This is a genomic window from Pantoea sp. WMus005, assembly GCF_013415305.1.
In the GTDB taxonomy this organism is placed as follows: domain Bacteria; phylum Pseudomonadota; class Gammaproteobacteria; order Enterobacterales; family Enterobacteriaceae; genus Pantoea; species Pantoea rara.
This window is the reverse complement of sequence record NZ_JACBXU010000001.1, coordinates 1996151-2013065: the sequence shown is the minus strand read 5'-3', so window position 1 is coordinate 2013065 and position 16915 is coordinate 1996151. Positions and strand designations below refer to the sequence as shown.

General features: G+C 55.6%; 16 protein-coding genes and 1 pseudogene. 13 read left to right on the top strand and 4 right to left on the bottom strand.

The window, feature by feature from the left end; translation table 11 throughout:
* Positions 1-233: 233 nt before the first annotated feature.
* Positions 234-815 (top strand): annotated as a pseudogene (ddpX, locus tag HZZ01_RS09225) (D-alanyl-D-alanine dipeptidase).
* A 111-nt stretch (positions 816-926) separates the two neighbouring features.
* On the opposite strand, the gene HZZ01_RS09220 reads toward ddpX, so the two are convergent.
* Positions 927-1163 carry a DUF2171 domain-containing protein gene (locus HZZ01_RS09220; protein WP_090963114.1) on the bottom strand — a complete coding sequence of 79 codons (237 nt, stop codon included), beginning with the start codon at positions 1161-1163 and terminating at the stop codon, positions 927-929.
* 343 nt (positions 1164-1506) lie between these two features.
* Here HZZ01_RS09220 and HZZ01_RS09215 point away from each other — a divergent pair, with 343 nt between their 5' ends.
* The 8 genes from HZZ01_RS09215 (at position 1507) to HZZ01_RS20965 (ending at position 8345) form a co-directional block, all read left to right on the top strand.
* Entirely contained in the window at positions 1507-2103 is a 597-nt protein-coding gene (locus HZZ01_RS09215; RefSeq protein ID WP_179896624.1) for a DUF1349 domain-containing protein, read from the top strand.
* A gap of 98 nt (positions 2104-2201) precedes the next feature.
* Entirely contained in the window at positions 2202-3221 is a 1020-nt protein-coding gene (locus tag HZZ01_RS09210) for a DUF481 domain-containing protein (protein WP_179896622.1), read from the top strand.
* Between the two features lie 103 nt (positions 3222-3324).
* Positions 3325-4290: a magnesium and cobalt transport protein CorA gene (locus HZZ01_RS09205; protein WP_179896620.1), complete on the top strand. Its 966-nt coding sequence runs from the start codon at positions 3325-3327 to the stop codon at positions 4288-4290.
* A gap of 253 nt (positions 4291-4543) precedes the next feature.
* Positions 4544-5902: a cytochrome ubiquinol oxidase subunit I gene (locus HZZ01_RS09200; protein WP_179896618.1), complete on the top strand. Its 1359-nt coding sequence runs from the start codon at positions 4544-4546 to the stop codon at positions 5900-5902.
* An 8-nt stretch (positions 5903-5910) separates the two neighbouring features.
* A complete protein-coding gene (locus HZZ01_RS09195) occupies positions 5911-6846 on the top strand; it encodes a cytochrome d ubiquinol oxidase subunit II (protein ID WP_179896616.1) in 936 nt (311 codons plus the stop codon).
* A gap of 66 nt (positions 6847-6912) precedes the next feature.
* Entirely contained in the window at positions 6913-7422 is a 510-nt protein-coding gene (locus HZZ01_RS09190) for a hypothetical protein (protein WP_179896614.1), read from the top strand.
* 12 nt (positions 7423-7434) lie between these two features.
* Positions 7435-7884 (top strand): DUF421 domain-containing protein, encoded by a 450-nt coding sequence (locus tag HZZ01_RS09185; protein WP_179896612.1) that lies wholly within the window; start codon positions 7435-7437, stop codon positions 7882-7884.
* 227 nt (positions 7885-8111) lie between these two features.
* Positions 8112-8345: a hypothetical protein gene (locus tag HZZ01_RS20965; RefSeq protein WP_179896610.1), complete on the top strand. Its 234-nt coding sequence runs from the start codon at positions 8112-8114 to the stop codon at positions 8343-8345.
* A gap of 37 nt (positions 8346-8382) precedes the next feature.
* Here HZZ01_RS20965 and HZZ01_RS09175 read toward each other — a convergent pair whose 3' ends face one another.
* Positions 8383-9279, bottom strand: a complete 897-nt coding sequence (locus tag HZZ01_RS09175) for a lipid kinase (RefSeq protein ID WP_179896608.1) — start codon at positions 9277-9279, stop codon at positions 8383-8385.
* 170 nt (positions 9280-9449) lie between these two features.
* Here HZZ01_RS09175 and HZZ01_RS09170 point away from each other — a divergent pair, with 170 nt between their 5' ends.
* The 3 genes from HZZ01_RS09170 to HZZ01_RS09160 all read left to right on the top strand — a co-directional run bounded on the left by HZZ01_RS09170 (position 9450) and on the right by HZZ01_RS09160 (position 10615).
* A complete protein-coding gene (locus HZZ01_RS09170) occupies positions 9450-9722 on the top strand; it encodes a cupin domain-containing protein (RefSeq protein WP_179896606.1) in 273 nt (90 codons plus the stop codon).
* A gap of 11 nt (positions 9723-9733) precedes the next feature.
* Positions 9734-10159 (top strand): DUF4186 domain-containing protein, encoded by a 426-nt coding sequence (locus HZZ01_RS09165; protein WP_179896604.1) that lies wholly within the window; start codon positions 9734-9736, stop codon positions 10157-10159.
* A 138-nt stretch (positions 10160-10297) separates the two neighbouring features.
* Positions 10298-10615 (top strand): hypothetical protein, encoded by a 318-nt coding sequence (locus HZZ01_RS09160; protein WP_179896602.1) that lies wholly within the window; start codon positions 10298-10300, stop codon positions 10613-10615.
* 66 nt (positions 10616-10681) lie between these two features.
* Here HZZ01_RS09160 and HZZ01_RS09155 read toward each other — a convergent pair whose 3' ends face one another.
* A complete protein-coding gene (locus HZZ01_RS09155; RefSeq protein WP_179896600.1) occupies positions 10682-11908 on the bottom strand; it encodes an AI-2E family transporter in 1227 nt (408 codons plus the stop codon).
* A 352-nt stretch (positions 11909-12260) separates the two neighbouring features.
* Between HZZ01_RS09155 and HZZ01_RS09150 the strand changes: the two genes are divergently transcribed.
* On the top strand, positions 12261-12590 hold the full coding sequence (locus HZZ01_RS09150; RefSeq protein WP_179896598.1) for a hypothetical protein: 330 nt from the start codon (positions 12261-12263) through the stop codon (positions 12588-12590).
* Positions 12591-12604: 14 nt separating this feature from the next.
* Here HZZ01_RS09150 and HZZ01_RS09145 read toward each other — a convergent pair whose 3' ends face one another.
* A complete protein-coding gene (locus tag HZZ01_RS09145; RefSeq protein ID WP_179896596.1) occupies positions 12605-16366 on the bottom strand; it encodes an FAD-dependent oxidoreductase in 3762 nt (1253 codons plus the stop codon).
* Positions 16367-16915 lie beyond the last annotated feature (549 nt).

Here is a 16915-nt window from a genome sequence, read left to right as displayed (position 1 = left end):
ATTTATTAAGTGCTGCAGTTCCTGAGTTCAGCAAACTGATTATTCCGCCTGTACCCATTCCTGAAGCCATCAACGCTGTCAGTCAGAATCCTGAGTAAGTAAACTGCCACACTACACTCAGACTCAAAAATTCACGGCATCTTTTTTTCCTTCCGCCGTAATGCCATGATGACCGCTTCAACACTCCGCTTACGACAACCCGCCACAGAGCACAAAACAGGGAGCACCCCGTCATGGAAAGTAAAAATCTTGTTGATATTGCTGAGGCATTTCCTCAGTTAGCGATTGACCTTAAATATGCCACCGCCGATAACCTTACCAGTCAGCCGATCTATCGCGACGCACGCTGTCTGCTGCACGTTGATGCGGCGAAAGCGCTGGCGAAAAGTATCAATATCGCCCGTGTTGCGGGCTATACACTGCTCATCCTCGACGCGTACCGTCCACCCGAAGCGCAGGCAATTCTGTGGAATGCCTGCCCGAATCCCGACTATGTTGTGCCGCTTTCGCGCGGATCAAACCACAGCCGTGGCACTGCGGTAGATGTGACGCTGATCGATGAGCGCGGCGAAATCGTGGATATGGGCACTGGCTTCGATGAGATGAGTGAACACTCCCATCCTTATCATCCTGATGTGGGGGTTCAGGCGCAGCGCAACCGGCTGATGCTCAATGCCATCATGCTGGGGGGCGGCTTCACCGGCATTGCAACCTAGTGGTGGCATTTTGAATTGCCAGGCTCAGAAAGCTATTTGCTGCTTGACGGGGTATTTGGCTGTTACTCCTCACTACAGGCGGAAAATACCAGCCTCTGAGGCGACAGGGCAGTGCGATTGAATTATCGGAAAGAGAAGGGGGGAGTATTTACAGCGCAGATATACGTACCAGAAAAGAAATAAGCCGCGGCAGGCGCCACGGCTATTTTTTTATGCAGACTGCCACTCACTCTCTACATCCGCTTTGGCTTTAGAGAGGATGACTTTATTATCGTCAACTTCTTTCACCCAGCTGAATGGAATAATGTGGTGTTTGCCGCCTGCTTCAGGATCGCTTTTCGCCAGCTTAATTTTGTCGTCGCCTTCAAAATGGTCAACAACGCCGACATGTTCGCCATTGACATCAACAACCTGTGCGTGATCCAGAATTTCTGATTTATCTACCATGGTGGCTTAATCCTTATATTTAATGAGTTCAGTTGCCCTCAGACAAAACAAGCCTGGTTGTTAAACGTGGTTTTTGCCAGGCAATTAACAAAATGAAATAGTTAAGTGAACTGGTCCTGATGAATATCATTTATTTCCGCTAAGAAAAATAAGCGAAGCCGTAAACAGACTGAATGGTCTGCTATCACTGGGCTGGTCATCACTTCGCCGTTTTCATCAGCATCATCAGATTTACCTTTCAGTCTGCCGCTACCTGACCAATAAACGTTATGATAATCAGAATAATCGCCATACAGCAGCCCGGACTAAACGCAGGCGGCTTAACGTACAGAAAGGAGTCCTTATGCCAGCAGTGAGTTCACTGACCACCGAAGGAGGCGTCTGGATTAATCAGCCGCCAGTACACCGTTTTGATGGTGATACGCTGCAGTTCGAAACCGCGTTAAACAGCGATTTCTGGCTCCATACCTGGTACGGCTTTGAACGGCACAGTGGCCACGCCTTTGGCTTCTGGGTAGAAAGTGATTTTACCGTTCAGGTGCAGGTGAGAGCGGACTTCAGTCAGCTCTACGATCAGGCCGGTCTGTTTATTCAGGACAGCGAAACGCACTGGGTCAAAGCGGGTATTGAATTTAACGATGATCAGCCCGCCATTGGCAGCGTGGTAACGCGTGAGTTCTCCGACTGGTCTACGGGCGTCTTTCCCGGCGATGCACAACAGTTCTGGATGCGTGCCACGCTGCAAAATGCGGCGCTGAGGATCCAGTACTCCAGCGACGGAGTGACCTGGCCACTGTTGCGACTCTGTCCGTGGCCCGATCAGGCACGGCGTTTTGTCGGTGTGATGGGCTGCTCGCCGGAACGCCAGGGACTGGGAATCCGTTTTAGCGATTTCACGCTGGGCCCGCCTCTCGGTAAAGCATTGCATGATCTCTCCTGAAGGCTGATTGCATATCCTCGCGGGATCGGCTTAATTGTCAGGTCAGATTTTGCGTTGACACGTCGCCTGCTTAAGACGACGCCTTTACAGGGAAAGCTATGCGTTGCCCCACCTCCTTTACCTCGCTGCTGGTCACGCTTTGCTGTGCCGGATGGGCACAGCAGGCCGCAGCCGATACCGTCTGGCTGAATAATGGCGACCGGCTGACCGGCACCATTCGTTATCTCAGCGACGGCAAGCTGGGGATAGAGACACAGTATGCCGGGACCGTCACGCTGGACTGGCGTGCAGTGAGTACGCTCGCCAGCGAGAATCCGGTGAACGTCGAAAACAAAAAGACCGGCGAGCATTATCAGGTGCGGCTCTCTTCTTCCGATCCCGGTTATGTCTGGGTGGAACGCAATGAGCAGGAACAGCAGGTCTCGGTGCGGCGCATAGACGAGTTTATGAAAGCCAAAGTTCGCACCGATCAGCTCGCCTGGACCGGCAACATTGATGCAGGCGTGAAGGTCAAAAAAGCCTCGACCAAAACCGATGACTATAGCTTCGCGCTCAACACCAAACTCAACCAGGGGAAATGGCGGCACGATATCGGCGCGACCTACAATCGCGAGCAGGAAAATGAAAGCGTCAACACCGACAACTACAGCCTGCGCTACGCCTTTGACTATCTGGTCAGGGAGCAGTTTTTCTGGCAGACCCGCGCAACCTATAAACGCGACTGGGTGGAGAATCTGTCACGCCAGGCGTTGATCGGTACCGGCCCGGGTTATCAGCTGTGGGATACCGAACTCAGCGCGTTCTCACTTTCCGTGCTGGGCGGGGCCTTTGAGTATGGCTACAGCGACGATCGGGAAGAAAAGCATTTTGGCGGCTCGCTGCGCTGGAACTATCAGCGCTATCTGTTGGGCAAATCGGTCACGCTTTACAGCAACGGTGATGTCGGTCATTCGCTGGATGATGACGGGGTATTTATGCTGGATGCAGAAGTCGGGATGCGTTACAGCCTGACCTCCTGGTCAACCCTGCATATTGGCTATCATCGCAATCTGGTCAGCGGCATACCCGATACCCTGAATGAGGGCATTTTCTCTACCGGACTGGGGCTGAAGTGGTAACCCGCTGATCGCGCCACGTCGCAGCAAATCCTTACTGTTTTTATCCGGTTACCGACCCGGCATTAGCTAAGCTCCATTTACTGTCACAACAGGAATGCAGAAGATGATCGTAAGCAGCATGGTGTATCGTCCGGGATGCGCGGGCGAAGAGGTTCAGGTCGATGATATCAGCGAAGTGATGAAGGAGCCGGAGGCGTTTATCTGGCTCGGTCTGTGGCAGCCTGACGCTGAGTTTATGGCGAAGATTAAAGAGGAGTTCGGACTCCACGAACTGGCGGTTGAGGATGCGCTGAATGCCCATCAGCGACCTAAAATTGAACACTATGGCGACTCGCTGTTTATCGTGGTGAAGACGGTTTGCGCGAAAGATGACAGCTGCGAACTGGGTGAATCCCATTTTTTTGTCGGAAAAAAGTTTCTGATCAGCATCCGTCACGGCGCATCGGAAAGTTATACCCCGGTGCGGCAGCGGGCGTCTGAAAACCCGGCGCTGCTGAAGTTTGGCCCTGCTTATCCGCTCTACTGCCTGCTCGATTTTGTGGTGGATCGCTATGCCCAACTCTCCACGTCGCTGAATGAGCGGGTCGGGGAGATGGAGAACGATCTCTTCACCAGCGAATTTGATCGCAAGTCGGTGCAGTCGGTTTACACCATGCGGCGTCATCTGCTGTCGCTGCGCAATGCGGCGCTGCCAGTGGAAGAGATTTGCAACCAATTGATCCACCTGCATGAAGATCTGATCCCGCGCCCGCTGCGCGCCTATATCCGTGACGTACAGGATCACGCCCGCCATGTAGTGACCGATGCGGAAGATATGCGCGAGATGCTGACCAGTGCCATGCAGGTTAACCTGGCGCTGGTGACAGTGCAGCAGAATGAGGTCGTCAAAAAGCTGGCGGGCTGGGGTGCGATACTGGTCATTCCAACCGTGGTGTTCAGCATGTATGGCATGAACTTCGAGCATATGCCCGAGCTGAAGTCGCTGTATGGTTATCCGCTGGCGGTGGGGCTGACTCTGCTGGCCTGCGGCGGGCTGTGGGCCAAATTGCGCCGCTCGGGCTGGCTATAAGGCGGCTGTCTGTTTCGTCATTGCGGGGCGGAGTAAATAACCGCCTCGCTTAATTTTATTTTGCGCTTATTTAAACGCAGCGAGAGCAGCCTGAGATAATAACCTCTTTTACTTCTCTTCACCCCGTAACAATAAGATCAGTTTCTTGATCGTCGTTATTTAAGAAAACAGTCCTGCTGGCCGATTTTTTATTTCTTCACTACGATGATCAGATAACTTCACAGATAAACGCTTCGCTGGTGAAATAAGCCTGATGCTGGACTGGATTCTGATCATCGCCCGGACGCAGTTTGCAATCACTATGGGCATGCATATCACGCTGGCGGCATTGACGCTGGGGCTGGCACCGTTTCTGGTCTGGTTTGAGGCACGCTGGCTGTGGGGAAAACAGCAGGCTGCGCGGGATGCTCTTCACTTCTGGCTGAACATTTTTTCCCTGACGGTAGCGATTGGGGCGGCTTCCGGCGTAGTCATGGAATTTCAGTTTGGAACACACTGGGCGCGCTTTTCACATCAGGTCGGCGGCGTGATTGGACCCTTAATGTTTTATGAGGTGCTGGTCGCTTTTTTTCTTGAATCAGCTCTGACCGGTGTGATGCTGTTTGGCTTCAATAAAATCTCGCCTGGTGTCCATTTCGTCGTTACCTGTCTGGTGGCGATCGGGGCGTTGCTTAGTGCGTTCTGGATTCTGGCCGCCAATTCATGGATGCAAACCCCAGTCGGTTTCACGCGCACTGAGAACGGCGTGTTTCTGGCTGAAAGCTGGCGGTCAATTTTGCTGGCTCCCTCTTTTCCATGGCGCTTCAGTCATATGGTGGTGGGGTCGCTGATTGCCGCGGCAGTGATGATGATGGGTGTCGCGGCCTGGAGACTTCGGCATTTTAAGGGTGAGTCCGCTTCGCGGCTGATGCTCAACAGTGCGCTGACCTTTCTGCTGCTTGCGGTTCCATTACAAATCGTACTCGGCGATTTGCACGGTGAAAATACGCGCGACTATCAGCCCGCTAAACTGGCCGCGATGGAAGGCAGCTGGCATCGACCCGCACAGGGCGAGGGTGAACCGTTGCGACTGTTTGCGCTACCGGATCAGCAGGCGCAGCGTAACACGCTGGAGATCAGCCTCCCCAGCCTTGGATCGCTCTATCTGCGGCACAATCTTTCCGGTCATATCAAAAGTCTGAGCGAATTTCCTGCGGATGCGATTCCCCCGGTGTTACCGGTCTTTTTCGCATTTCGTCTGATGGTAGGGCTGGGGCTGATCATATTGCTGACCACGCTGGCGGCAAATCTTCAGCGCTGGCGTGGACGACTGGCAGAATCAGGGCGGTTACTGCGCTGGCTGACGTGGCTCTCACCGGCGGGCTTTATCGCACTGCTGTCAGGCTGGGTCGTGACTGAAGTGGGGCGTCAGCCCTGGACGGTCTATGGCATGTTGCGTACAGCACAGAGCGTGTCACCGCTGGCCCTGAGTACCACGCTGAGCATTTTCGTGGCGGTACTATTGATCTACGGCCTGGTGTTCGCCCTCGGCTTACGCTATTTGCTGCGTCGGATTAAAGGTGAGCTACCCTCAGGTGAGCCGGTGGTCATTGAGCTGAAAACGCCCCATTAGGAGTCGCTATGGCTGATTTGTCTGCGATGATCATCTGTCTCTCGTTACTGCTTTATCTGTTACTGGATGGGACAGATCTGGGTGTGGGTATGCTGTTTTTCTGGTTTCACGATGATCAACAGCGTGAACTGATGACGCACAGTATTCTGCCGGTCTGGGATGCAAATGAAACCTGGCTGGTGCTGGCCGCAGGCGGTCTGCTGGCATTGTTTCCACCGGTCTACAGTCTGCTGCTCAGTGAGCTGAGCGCGCCACTGTTCACCATGCTACTGGCACTGGTGATGCGGGCGATGGCGCTCGAGTATCGCGCCCGGAGCAGTAACCGTTTACGCCGCTGGCTCGACCGTATTATGGCTAGTTGCTCGGCGCTGGCGACCTTTATTCAGGGCTGGTGCGCGGGCATGATCATCAGCGCTCAGCCTCAGACTGGGCTGCCCGATGGGCTGAGCCTGGTTCCGCTGATGAGCGGTGTTGGATTAATGGCGATCTATTCGCTGCTGGCCTGTTGCTGGATCGGCTGGCGAATCGGCGACAGAGTGCAACCTCTGGCAGAAGCGCAAAGCTGGTTATGGTGGCTGCTGGCGCTGATAATCTTTCTGTTCGAACTCTATTTTAACGCCGATATCTGGCACCAGAGCTGGCAACGACCGCTGGGAAAAGTGGCTGGCATGGCGATTGTCATGCTATGGATCGTTTTGCCGGTAACGCTGTGGCGAGCCAGGCCGCTGCTACAGCTTGTTGTGGCACTGATGCTGATCGGGGCCGTGTTTATCGGTTTGCTGTGCGGCCTTTATCCGTGGCTGGTGCCGTACCAGTTTGCCATCAGTGAAAGCGCTTCCTCGCCGGTCACGCAGGGATTCGTGCTGGTGGGCGCGGCGATTGCCATGCCGCTGACGCTGCTCTATCACAGCTGGTCGTTCTGGGTTGAACGGCGCGCTAAATGACCTGCGTCCGGTATGATTTGGGCCGCGAGCCGTTGAGGCTGGCGACTGACAGGAGAGAATTGCAGGATGAAAAAAGATCACACAGGCAGTCGGGATTACCCGATAAAAGAAGATATGCGCTGGATACGTCGTGAATGGCGTATTCAGCGTATCGGTGAATACGTCCTGATTGCGCTGGTGATTCTGGGGGCTTGCGGACTCTTTTCCAAAGGCGTGCTGAGTAATGGCAGCGCCCGCTCGCCGGACGGGACGATCCAGGTGGAGTATGAACGGTTTGGCCGGGTTGAGAGTAATATGGATATGCGCATTCGCTACAACGCACCGGTAACCGACCGCTTTAACGTTACGATTGGCGGTGGTGCCCTCGATAACCTGCAAATCCAGACGCTGCAGCCTCAGCCGCTGGAGGCGGTAACGATTGGCAGCGATCTGCGGCTGACCTTTTCGTCGCGTGATACCGGTCTGGATCACGCTATCTGGATCGGACTGCAGCCCCGAAATCCTGGTCGCATTTCTGTCAGCGTCAGCAGTGGCGATCATCCGCCGGCCCGTTTTACCCAATGGATCTATCCCTGACAGGAGTGCTTAATGGAAACGGTATTACGTGCCGCAGCAATTTACCTGGTGCTGATGATGGTGTTCAAAATTGCGGGCAGACGCACCCTGCTGCAGATGACCTCTTTCGATCTGATTCTGCTGTTGATCATCAGCGAAGCCACCCAGCAGGCGCTACTGGGCGACGATTTTTCAGTGACTGGCGCGGCGCTGACCATTATCACGCTGGTGACGATTGACATTGTGCTGGGCAAACTCAAAAGCCGTTTTCCGATGGTGGAGCAGGCGATCGACGGCGGACCGGTGATTCTGGTGGAGAATGGTAATCTGCTGACCGAACGCATGAAGATGACAGGCATCAGTCCTGATGATGTGCTGGAGGCAGCGCGTTCCGGGCCGGGGCTGGAACGGTTTGATCAGATTAAATATGCGGTGCTGGAGGTAAATGGCCATATCTCGATTATCCCCCAGACCGATAGTTAGTTGCCGGTGCTGGCGTTTAGCCTGACCTCATAGTGCCGTGCGGGTCCGTTGCTTGCTACAGTGGACGCTGAACGCAGCACGTTTCAGTAACACGTCACGCTGCGCTTATTCAGCCGCTGCCCTTGTATTCCTGTCGATTTAGTTCAGACTTAGTCATCCACTCATGTTTTATCATCAGAGCTGGCCTGACTATCAATCAGCGTTATGCTTTTACAGTCAGGATTAAAGTGAATGAATTTACGCGATTTACCTTCTACCCGGTTACCGGCTGGCATATTGGTCCCCTGAACACCCATCAGGCGCTGGTAGTGAAATTCGGTTATATCGATCCCGATGCCCCGCATGAACAACGCCCGCAGGAAACCCTGTTTCTGGGTCTGACCCTCGAAATGGCCAAAAAACTGGTCGCCAGTCTTTCCGAACACATCGACTACGCTGAAAAAATGGGCACCCAGCACTAGTTTCGTGCCGCGATCGGTGATGATACCCACTGGCAGATTATTTCGCTGCGCTATCGTCCGGTGCATACACCCGAAGCGCACGGGCAAGCAGGCGGAAACGCGCGGGTGTCTGACCAATAATCTCACCGTCGGCATTGATGTAATGGGGGCGGCGAGTCTCAATTGTCAGCGCCGTGGCGCTGAATGCCCGCACATTACGCCAGCGACCGTGAGTGCCGCGACGCAGAAAGGGCAGCAGTGCAATGAGTTGCCAGCTGTGCTTTAACTCCAGGCTGTAAACATCAAGCAACCCATCGTCTGGCGCCGCGCGCGCTTCCACCGTCATGCCGCCACCGTAGAAGCGCCCGTTACCCACCGAGACCTGAACCGTTTTAATGGGCGTCCGCTGACCCTGATGGACCAGCGTGGCGCTGAACGGACGGCTCTGCCGCAGCAACCGCAACGCCGCCAGGGCATAACCGCCCACGCCCCAGCGCTTTTTCGATTCTGCCGTAAGGTTTCGCGCCAGCTCCGCCGAGAAGCCGATGCTGGAGACATTCAGGAACAGGTGCTCATTGACTTCACCCAGATCCACGGCGCGCAGATACCCGTCTGCGATAATCTTCACGGCCTGCTCCAGCGTAGCCGGAATGCCCAGCGTCCGGGCAAAATCGTTGGCGGTGCCCAGTGGTAAAATGCCCAGCGGCAGGCCGCTCTGCATCAGCCCCGGCGCGGCCGCGTTAAGTGTGCCGTCACCACCGCCGACGATGACCGTCTCGACGCGATCGGCATAAGCCGCGATCAGTTCGCTGTAGCTGCGGGTCTCATCCCCGGCTGGTTGCAGCAGGGTGAATCCGGCCTGAGTCAGCAGCGACTGTGCCCGGCTGGCTTCAATGCGTCCTTTGCGTGAGCGCTGATTAATCAGCAGCAGGGCGGTTCTCTCCTGTTGAGTCATACTTTTGCGGCATCCTGATGTCAAAATGGCTGTAATGAGGCGGCAAGTACAGCATCGGCATGAACGGCGAACAACTCTGTTTGCGCGACTTTACGTAACCTGTTGAGTGCCATGCGCGGTATTAAGATCGTCTACACTGCTTAGGGTCAGTTCCATATTGAGGCGTTGCAATGACTGAACATGAATACCGAAAATTGTTAGCCGAACAGGGTTTTAACGAACCATTGCTGATCGAACGTGCAGCGTCAGCCGAGCTTGATAATCACGTCCACGCCTTTGAAGCGCTGGCACTGATTCTCAGTGGGGACATCACCATCAGTACTGAACAGGGTGATACCACCTATCATCCCGGTGAGACATTTCACCTGCAGCCGAATGAACTGCATCGCGAGGCGTTCGGGCCGCAGGGCGTCACTTATCTGGCGGGACGTAAATATGAGTGAGTGGCATCAGCATGAACGTTTCTGACGATCTGTTTACCCGGCTGGCACGTTCACCGTTCCGTCAGCGCTTTCGGCTGGGACGTGCTGAGTATGATTATGCGGTCAGCAAAGGCGAGCCGGTGTTGCGTCAGCATGCCGCAGCGTTTGTGGCACAGCGCCTGGCGCCTGCCCAGCCAGAAAATGATGGCAAGCAGACGCCCATGCGCGGCCATCCGGTGTTTATCGCCCAGCACGCCACCGCAACCTGCTGTCGTGGCTGTCTGAGCAAATGGCACAACATCGGACAATTTCAGCCGCTGAGTGCTGAGCAGCAGGCGTACGTAGTGACGGTGTTACTGGCATGGATTACGCGACAGAGGGATCAGCCTGCGCCGCCTGCTCGCGTGACCCGAACACCGCCTGAAAAAGACGACGATCCGCAGCTTGCACTGTGGTAGTGGACGAAAAATCTACAATCAAACACTTTTTCTGGTGAAAACTGGCCCTTTTTGATTCCTGGTTTATTCTTAAATCTTTCCTGGAAAGGCTATGCCAGGATTAAAACCTACACGGCAACGATGAATACAGAGGGAATTATGAAGAAATCAATTATCGCACTGTCTGCTATTTTGCTGGCCTCGCCAGTATTTGCTGCTACCACCACAGACAACACCGTAGCGGAAGCGCATAAAGGCGCTGACACCGCGAAAGAAAAACTGCACCAGACCCAGAATGAAGGCAAAGAGCTGAAGCTGAAGTCTGAGCACGCCGCTGAAGGCAAGAGCCACACCACCGGTAGCAAAATTACCGAAGGGACTCAGAAGGGCTGGCACAAAACCAAAGAAGGCACTGAGAAAGGCTGGGATAAAACCAAGCAGGGTGCTGAAGATCTGAAAAACAAAGCGACTAACTAATTCGCTGCTGTTTCCATGTTAAAAAAAACCCACCGAAAGGTGGGTTTTTTTATGGACTGACGGGGATTACGCTTTCTTTTCCTCAGTCTCTTTTTTCAACGCCAGGACTTTCATCTCAGTCTCTGCAGCGGCATGGGCGGAGGCCGCCGCCGCTTCAGCCGCCGCCTCTGCTGCTGCCTCTGCGACGTCATCGGACTGTTTCTTGCCTTCATCGATAAACTCTTCGTCGATGGCTTCGATGTTTTCGCGGTTATCGCGGCCGGAGAGCAGATTCCAGCAGGCGATAAACAGCGCAGCAATCACCGGACCGATAACAAAACCATTGATGCCGTAGATTTCCATGCCGCCCAACGTGGCGATCAGGATCATATAGTCAGGCATTTTGGTGTCTTTGCCGACCAGCAACGGACGCAGAATGTTATCCACCAGACCGACAATCACCACGAAGAAACCGACCAGGAACAGCCCTTTCCACAGCACGCCGGTGGCGAAGAAGAAGATCGCCGCAGGCACCCAGATGATGGCGGAACCGACGGCCGGAATCAGGGAGAGGAAGGCCATCAGCGCACCCCACAGCAGACTGCCGTCAATGTCGGTAAACCAGAACGCCAGCCCGCCGAGAATACCCTGAACGATACCAACCACCACCGTGCCTTTCACCGTCGCACGCGCCACGGCAGCAAACTTCACCATCAGGTGATGCTTCACGTAAGTTGAGAGCGGCAGCGCTTCCAGAATCAGATGCACCAGATAGGAGCCATCTTTCAGCAGGAAGAACAGCAGATAAAGCATGATGCCAAAGCCGACGGTGAAGCTGAACGTCCCTTTCCCGATGATAAAGGCGCTGCCCGCGACATACTGGCCGCCCTTAAGGGCAAACGAAGAGAGCTTCTGCTGAATCTGCCCGGCGTTATCCAGATTGTTTTCAGCCAGAAAATGCCTCGCCCAGCGCGGCAGATGCTGCAACAAATCGGCGAACACGGCCGGGAACTGTGACGAGTTGGTCTGCAGTTTGTGATAGACCGCGTTAGTTTCGACCACCAGTGAGGAGGCGATAATGGCCAGCGGCGTAAACACAATCAGACAGATACAGAGCAGGGTAATTAATGCGGCCACGCCATTGCGGTCGCCCAGTCGGGTCCGCAGCCAGGTCTTCAGCGGATGGAAAATCACTGCCAGAATCGCCGCCCACAAAATCGACGAGAAATAAGGCGAAAGCACGTCAAAAAAAGCGACCGTGGCGATAGCCAGAATCAAAATGAAAAATCCGATGTTCAATCCTTTAAAACGCATGGAAAAACCTCATCTGGAACAAACTCTGATAAACCCGACGCGCAAAAATTCTGTGTCTGGCTTCGCTTATGCGGTTGCCGCATCACGGATTAACGCTCAGGCTGTGCTCTTTAAACGCTGCTGGTGGCAGCATTATGCTGGCTAACGGGTTGAAAGATCTGGCAGAAATGATGAACGGATAATGTGCGTTCGCTGCATGACTTCCGGTCGGTAACAGGCTGCCTCTGACAGCAGCGCGCTGAATCCTACATTAGCGTAGCGGTTTCGACCATTATTGGTAGGTCAGAGACTCATGTTCCCGGTGTATGCTGCCGATAACGCTGTTGATCGGGCGAAAAACAGGCAATAAGAAATGGGTAAACAGACATTCTTCGTGGTGTTGCTGGCGCTGGTATTAACCGGCTGCGCCACCAAGCAGTATCCACAGGCGGCGGCAGTGACGCCGGAAGAGACCGCGACGCTGAATTGCAGCGCACTGGATCAGGAACTGGTCAAAGCGCACAGCGTGCAGAGTGATATTGAGCAGACCGGTCAGTTTGATGCACTGACCGTGCTGGGCTTTGTCGGGGATTTCGGGCTGGGCAATGGCATTGCGAAATACAATGCCACTCAGAAGGCGGAGAAGCGAGTCACTGAGTTACAGTCGCTGAAAGCCGCGAAGTGCAATCAGCGACTGTCGTAGCGAGCGGCGTCAGGTCAGCCCAGAGTGCCTGCGCTGACATGCTGCAGCCGTACGTTTTCGGCGGCACGCTTACCGGCAAGGAAGGCGTGATCCGAGTTGTAATATTCCCACTCGCTGTAGCGACCTGACAGATGAATATCCTGGGTCAGCAGCCACTGGCGGATCAACGCCACGTTATCGCTGCGCGCATGGTCATAGACTACGTAGGCGTAGGGCATATCGACCTCTGAGGCACAGAGCAGCGGATCGTCCGCGGTGATCATACCGACCCGGATGCAATCCTGACGGCATCGCTCAATCAGCGCATCGCCCTGTAGCGGCAGCGGATTGGCCGCGTTGTAGGTGATTTCACAGGTCAAGCCGAAACCGCCCGGCGGGTTGCAGTGCGGACTGGCATTGCCCTGTACAAAGATGCGGTGGAATAGCGTATCGCCAGGATAGTAAATCCAGTGCTTTTCAGTCAGGTCAGCCCGGCCAATCCCCAGATTCACGCAGCGCACCGACACAAACTGCAGCTGCTGCGCGGCCTGTTGCACACTCTGTGGCACCTCATCGCCCATCAGTTTAATCAGCTCCGGCAACGGCATGGTGCTGATCAACTGCTCATAACGGTAGTGGCGACCATCGGCCAGCAGCGCGACATGCGCCTGCGGATAGATGCGGGTCAGCGTCGTATCCGTTTCCAGCCTGCATTTCAGGTGCGGCAGGAAGCCGGACATCAGTGCCTGGAAACCGCCGCGTAGCGGATAGCCGAATCGGGCGTTAGGGCCGACCGGTTTCGCCAGCGGTTGCAGCGCGCCATCGATGATCTGCGACAGATCGGGCAACGGGACGCGTCCACCCAGCCACGAGGTTTCCATGTCGGTCAGCGGCACCTTCCAGAGCTTCTGGTTGTAGGGCAGGGCAAAGTGACGTGCGATGCCTTTACCCCAGGTGCGCATAATAAAGTGCTGGAAATCCTCTTCGCCTTCCACGATGCCAGTGCTGCTGCCCTCATCGGGGATCGCGCCATCCGCACAGCAGTCCCGTCGAGCCCGCGCCCGATCCAGCGGTACGGCGGCGGCGGCCGTTTCACCATAACGCGCCTCGATAGCGCCCAGCACGCACTCTTTTACCACTTCGACCGGCAAGCCGTGTAGCGCTGACTGGAACGGATAGCGGGTATACACGCCGTCGCTGTAAACCCAGGCTTCACGCGCCTGCCAGTGCAGGTTATCGCCCAGCAGCATCTCATAGAGCTGCAACACATACGGGTCCTGCGAGAACATAATATGACCGGCATAATCGAAGGTGAAACCCTGATCGTCAATTGAGCGGCACCAGCCGCCTGGGGTGCTATTTTTTTCGAGCAACACCGCGCCTTCGCCATAGTGATAACCGGCGCTCAGTCCGGTGGGGCCGGCGCCGATAATCAGGCAGGGCACCGCATCACTCTCCAGCATCGCTGGTGTGAGAGGCGTGACGTTAGACTGTGCCTGGGTCTCGCTCGACGATTTGCGTGCAGGCTGACGTTGCGTCAGCGCCTGCTGAATCAGTCCATGAATCTGCTCTGCGGTGTGATTCCACGAGGTGGCATCCACTTTGGCCTGCATCCGTCCCGCCAGCGCCAGCCTTTCTGCAGCCCCGATCGCCATTGCCTGTTCACAGGCGGCGATAAACGCCGCGTGAGTCTCTGCTACCGCCACTTCCTCTGCGTAGTGGCGAGCGACATCGACAATGGCGGTACTGACAATCGGCAGCTGCGCCGCCATATACTCCAGCACCTTGGTAGGGGAGATGAAGCGGGTCGAGGCATTAATGGCAAACGGCATCAGACAGACATCCCAGCCCGCCAGAAACTGCGGCAGCGCCTGATAAGGCTGCTGGCCGAGCCAGTGAATGTTGTCGCGCTGCGGCAGGCTGGCGGGATCAATTTTCACCACCGGCCCGACCATAATGATCTGCCATTCGGGATGGCTGTCTGCCAGCGCCGCAATCAGCGGCAGATCGATGCGCTCATCCAGCACGCCGTAATAACCCAGGCGCAGCGGCGGAATCGTATCCTGCAGCGGATGACGGTTAGTGCGATCGCGTGCCTGTTCAAAATGGATGGCGTCGACGCTGCTGGGGAAGCAGTAGACCTGCGGATGTTTATCACGCTTTGCTTCATACAGGCTGGAGCCGCCGGTAAAGACCAGATCGGCGCGCGTCATCAGTGCAGATTCGCGCTGCTGCAGCTGGCGCGGCGCATTCTGAAAGGCGGAAAGCTCATCCATGCAGTCGTAAATCACCAGAGAGGGGTCAAAAGGGGTCAGCAGTGGCAACGCCATCGGCGTATAGAACCAGATCAGCGGTTGTTCATCTTCTTCCAGCAGCGGCGTGAGCAGCAGCAGCAGTGGGGCGATCTGGCTGTCGTGAAAACCGGGTGCGTCGCTGTCGGTATGCGGCTGGATCACCGTGATGTTCGCGGCTGGCGAACTCTGATGCAGGCCCGGCGGCCCCGCCTGCCAGACCGGCTCTTCGACAAACAGCACACGATAGTGCTGAGCCAGACGTGTCAGTAGCTGCTGTGGGCGCTGAAAAACAAATCCCCAGCGTAAATGGCTGAAAACGATAAGAACAGGTGGTTTCATTGTGTGCTCCTGACGTTGTTGTCGTGGGGACTGGATGTGCTGCAAAAAGCGCTGCGCCTGGTGTAAAGCGTCGGCATAAGGCTGCTGTAACTGGCGGGCGTAAGGATCCGGTCCCAGCAGATCGAGGTCCCACAAACCGCTGCGGGTCCAGAATGTGGTCTCCTCCCATAAGGGACGATCGATAATCGGATAGAGGCAGATACCGAGCAGTTCAGTGCCTGCCAGCTGCGCCTGCGCCACCTGAGCGGTAATTTCATGGATCCAGGCTCCGCGTCCGCTGCCGACGTGGCTGGTTTCCGCCAGCAGCAGTGGCCGCTGATAACGCTGCCAGACCTGCTGCAGCATCTGATGTAGCGGCAGGCGACGGCTCTCGCCCAGATGCCAGTAAAGCCGCTGATTCGTCCCCTGTTCCCATTGGTTGTCGTGGTAGTAATTCACGCCAGTCAGATCGAGATAGCGGGGAGCGCCGCCCAGCTCCGGGTTGCGCCTGCCGCTGATCATGTCCCATGCCTGATACTGGGTATCGCACATTTCGCGTGCCAGCACGTCGCTGGCGGGATCGGCAGGATCGGGCACGATATGGATCAGCGGATCGCAGTGCAGCAGACGGGCACGCGGATCGGCCTGCCAGATCGCATCACAGGCGGCCAGGGTCGCGCGCACCAGCTGCTGCTTGGCGGCATTTGCCCCATCGGGTTCCGGGATCGCCTCACAGGCGAACAGCCCGACCGAGATGCCCCAGCTGACAAAGGAGATTTCATTCATGGGGGAGTAGACCGGCGGCTGCTGATACCAGGGGGCCAGAAAGCGGGCCAGTGCGCCACAGAAGGCGGCGAAACGGCTGACAAAGTCGTGATCAAACAGGCTGACTCCAGCGGGCCAGCCGTAGTGGCAGATCGTCCAGCTTATCTGGATACCCTGCTGCTCTGCGGCCTGCATCCGGGCAGCAATCGTCGAGAAATCATAGCCGCCATCACGCTCACATAAGCGCCAGCCGACGCTTTCGCGCACCGTGCGAATAGAAAAGGGGGTCAGCGCGGCATAGTCCTCTGCTGCACGCGCCTGATGCTGGTTCAGATCGTTCATTGACAGCGCAAGACCGGCAGGATTGATATGGTCGGCACCTTCGTAGCCGGCCTGCCAGAAACTGAGAAAAGGCGTCATGGCATCTCCCAAAAAAAGCAAAACGCTTCCCGCTGACGAGCCGTCGTGAAACGGGTCAGGGCGTGACAGGTTTGCATTGCAGACTGGTCGATCTGACCACTCTGAGCGGACGGGCGATCCTTGCCATAAGGCACAGCCACTGAGGTTCAGACATCAGGTCCTGTGGCGTACTGACGAGTGAGATAGCGGGACGACACGGGCGGCGCTATCGGCAGGAAAATTCTGGCTTCTCTGGACATTAATGGATTTTGCGGAAGCCTTACTGGAAAGTATAGGCATGAAGTTTTTGTTCGCAACTTGCTGAAGTGAAAAGAAAAAGCGTAGCGGTAAAAATAAACCATCCATAAACAGGAAGTTTTTGATTCAGGTTTCTGGCTGATCAGATAAGCGCAGCGTGAACAGGCTCAGCGCCATTTTCGGCTTTATTAACCTTTTCCTGAACATGCAGAGAGGTCAGACTCGCCCGTTTTCGTCTTACTGCTTCGCTTGCCTTTTGCCGGGCTGGCGACAAGATTGAGTTATCACTGGCCTGAAGCTGCAGGTCATCAA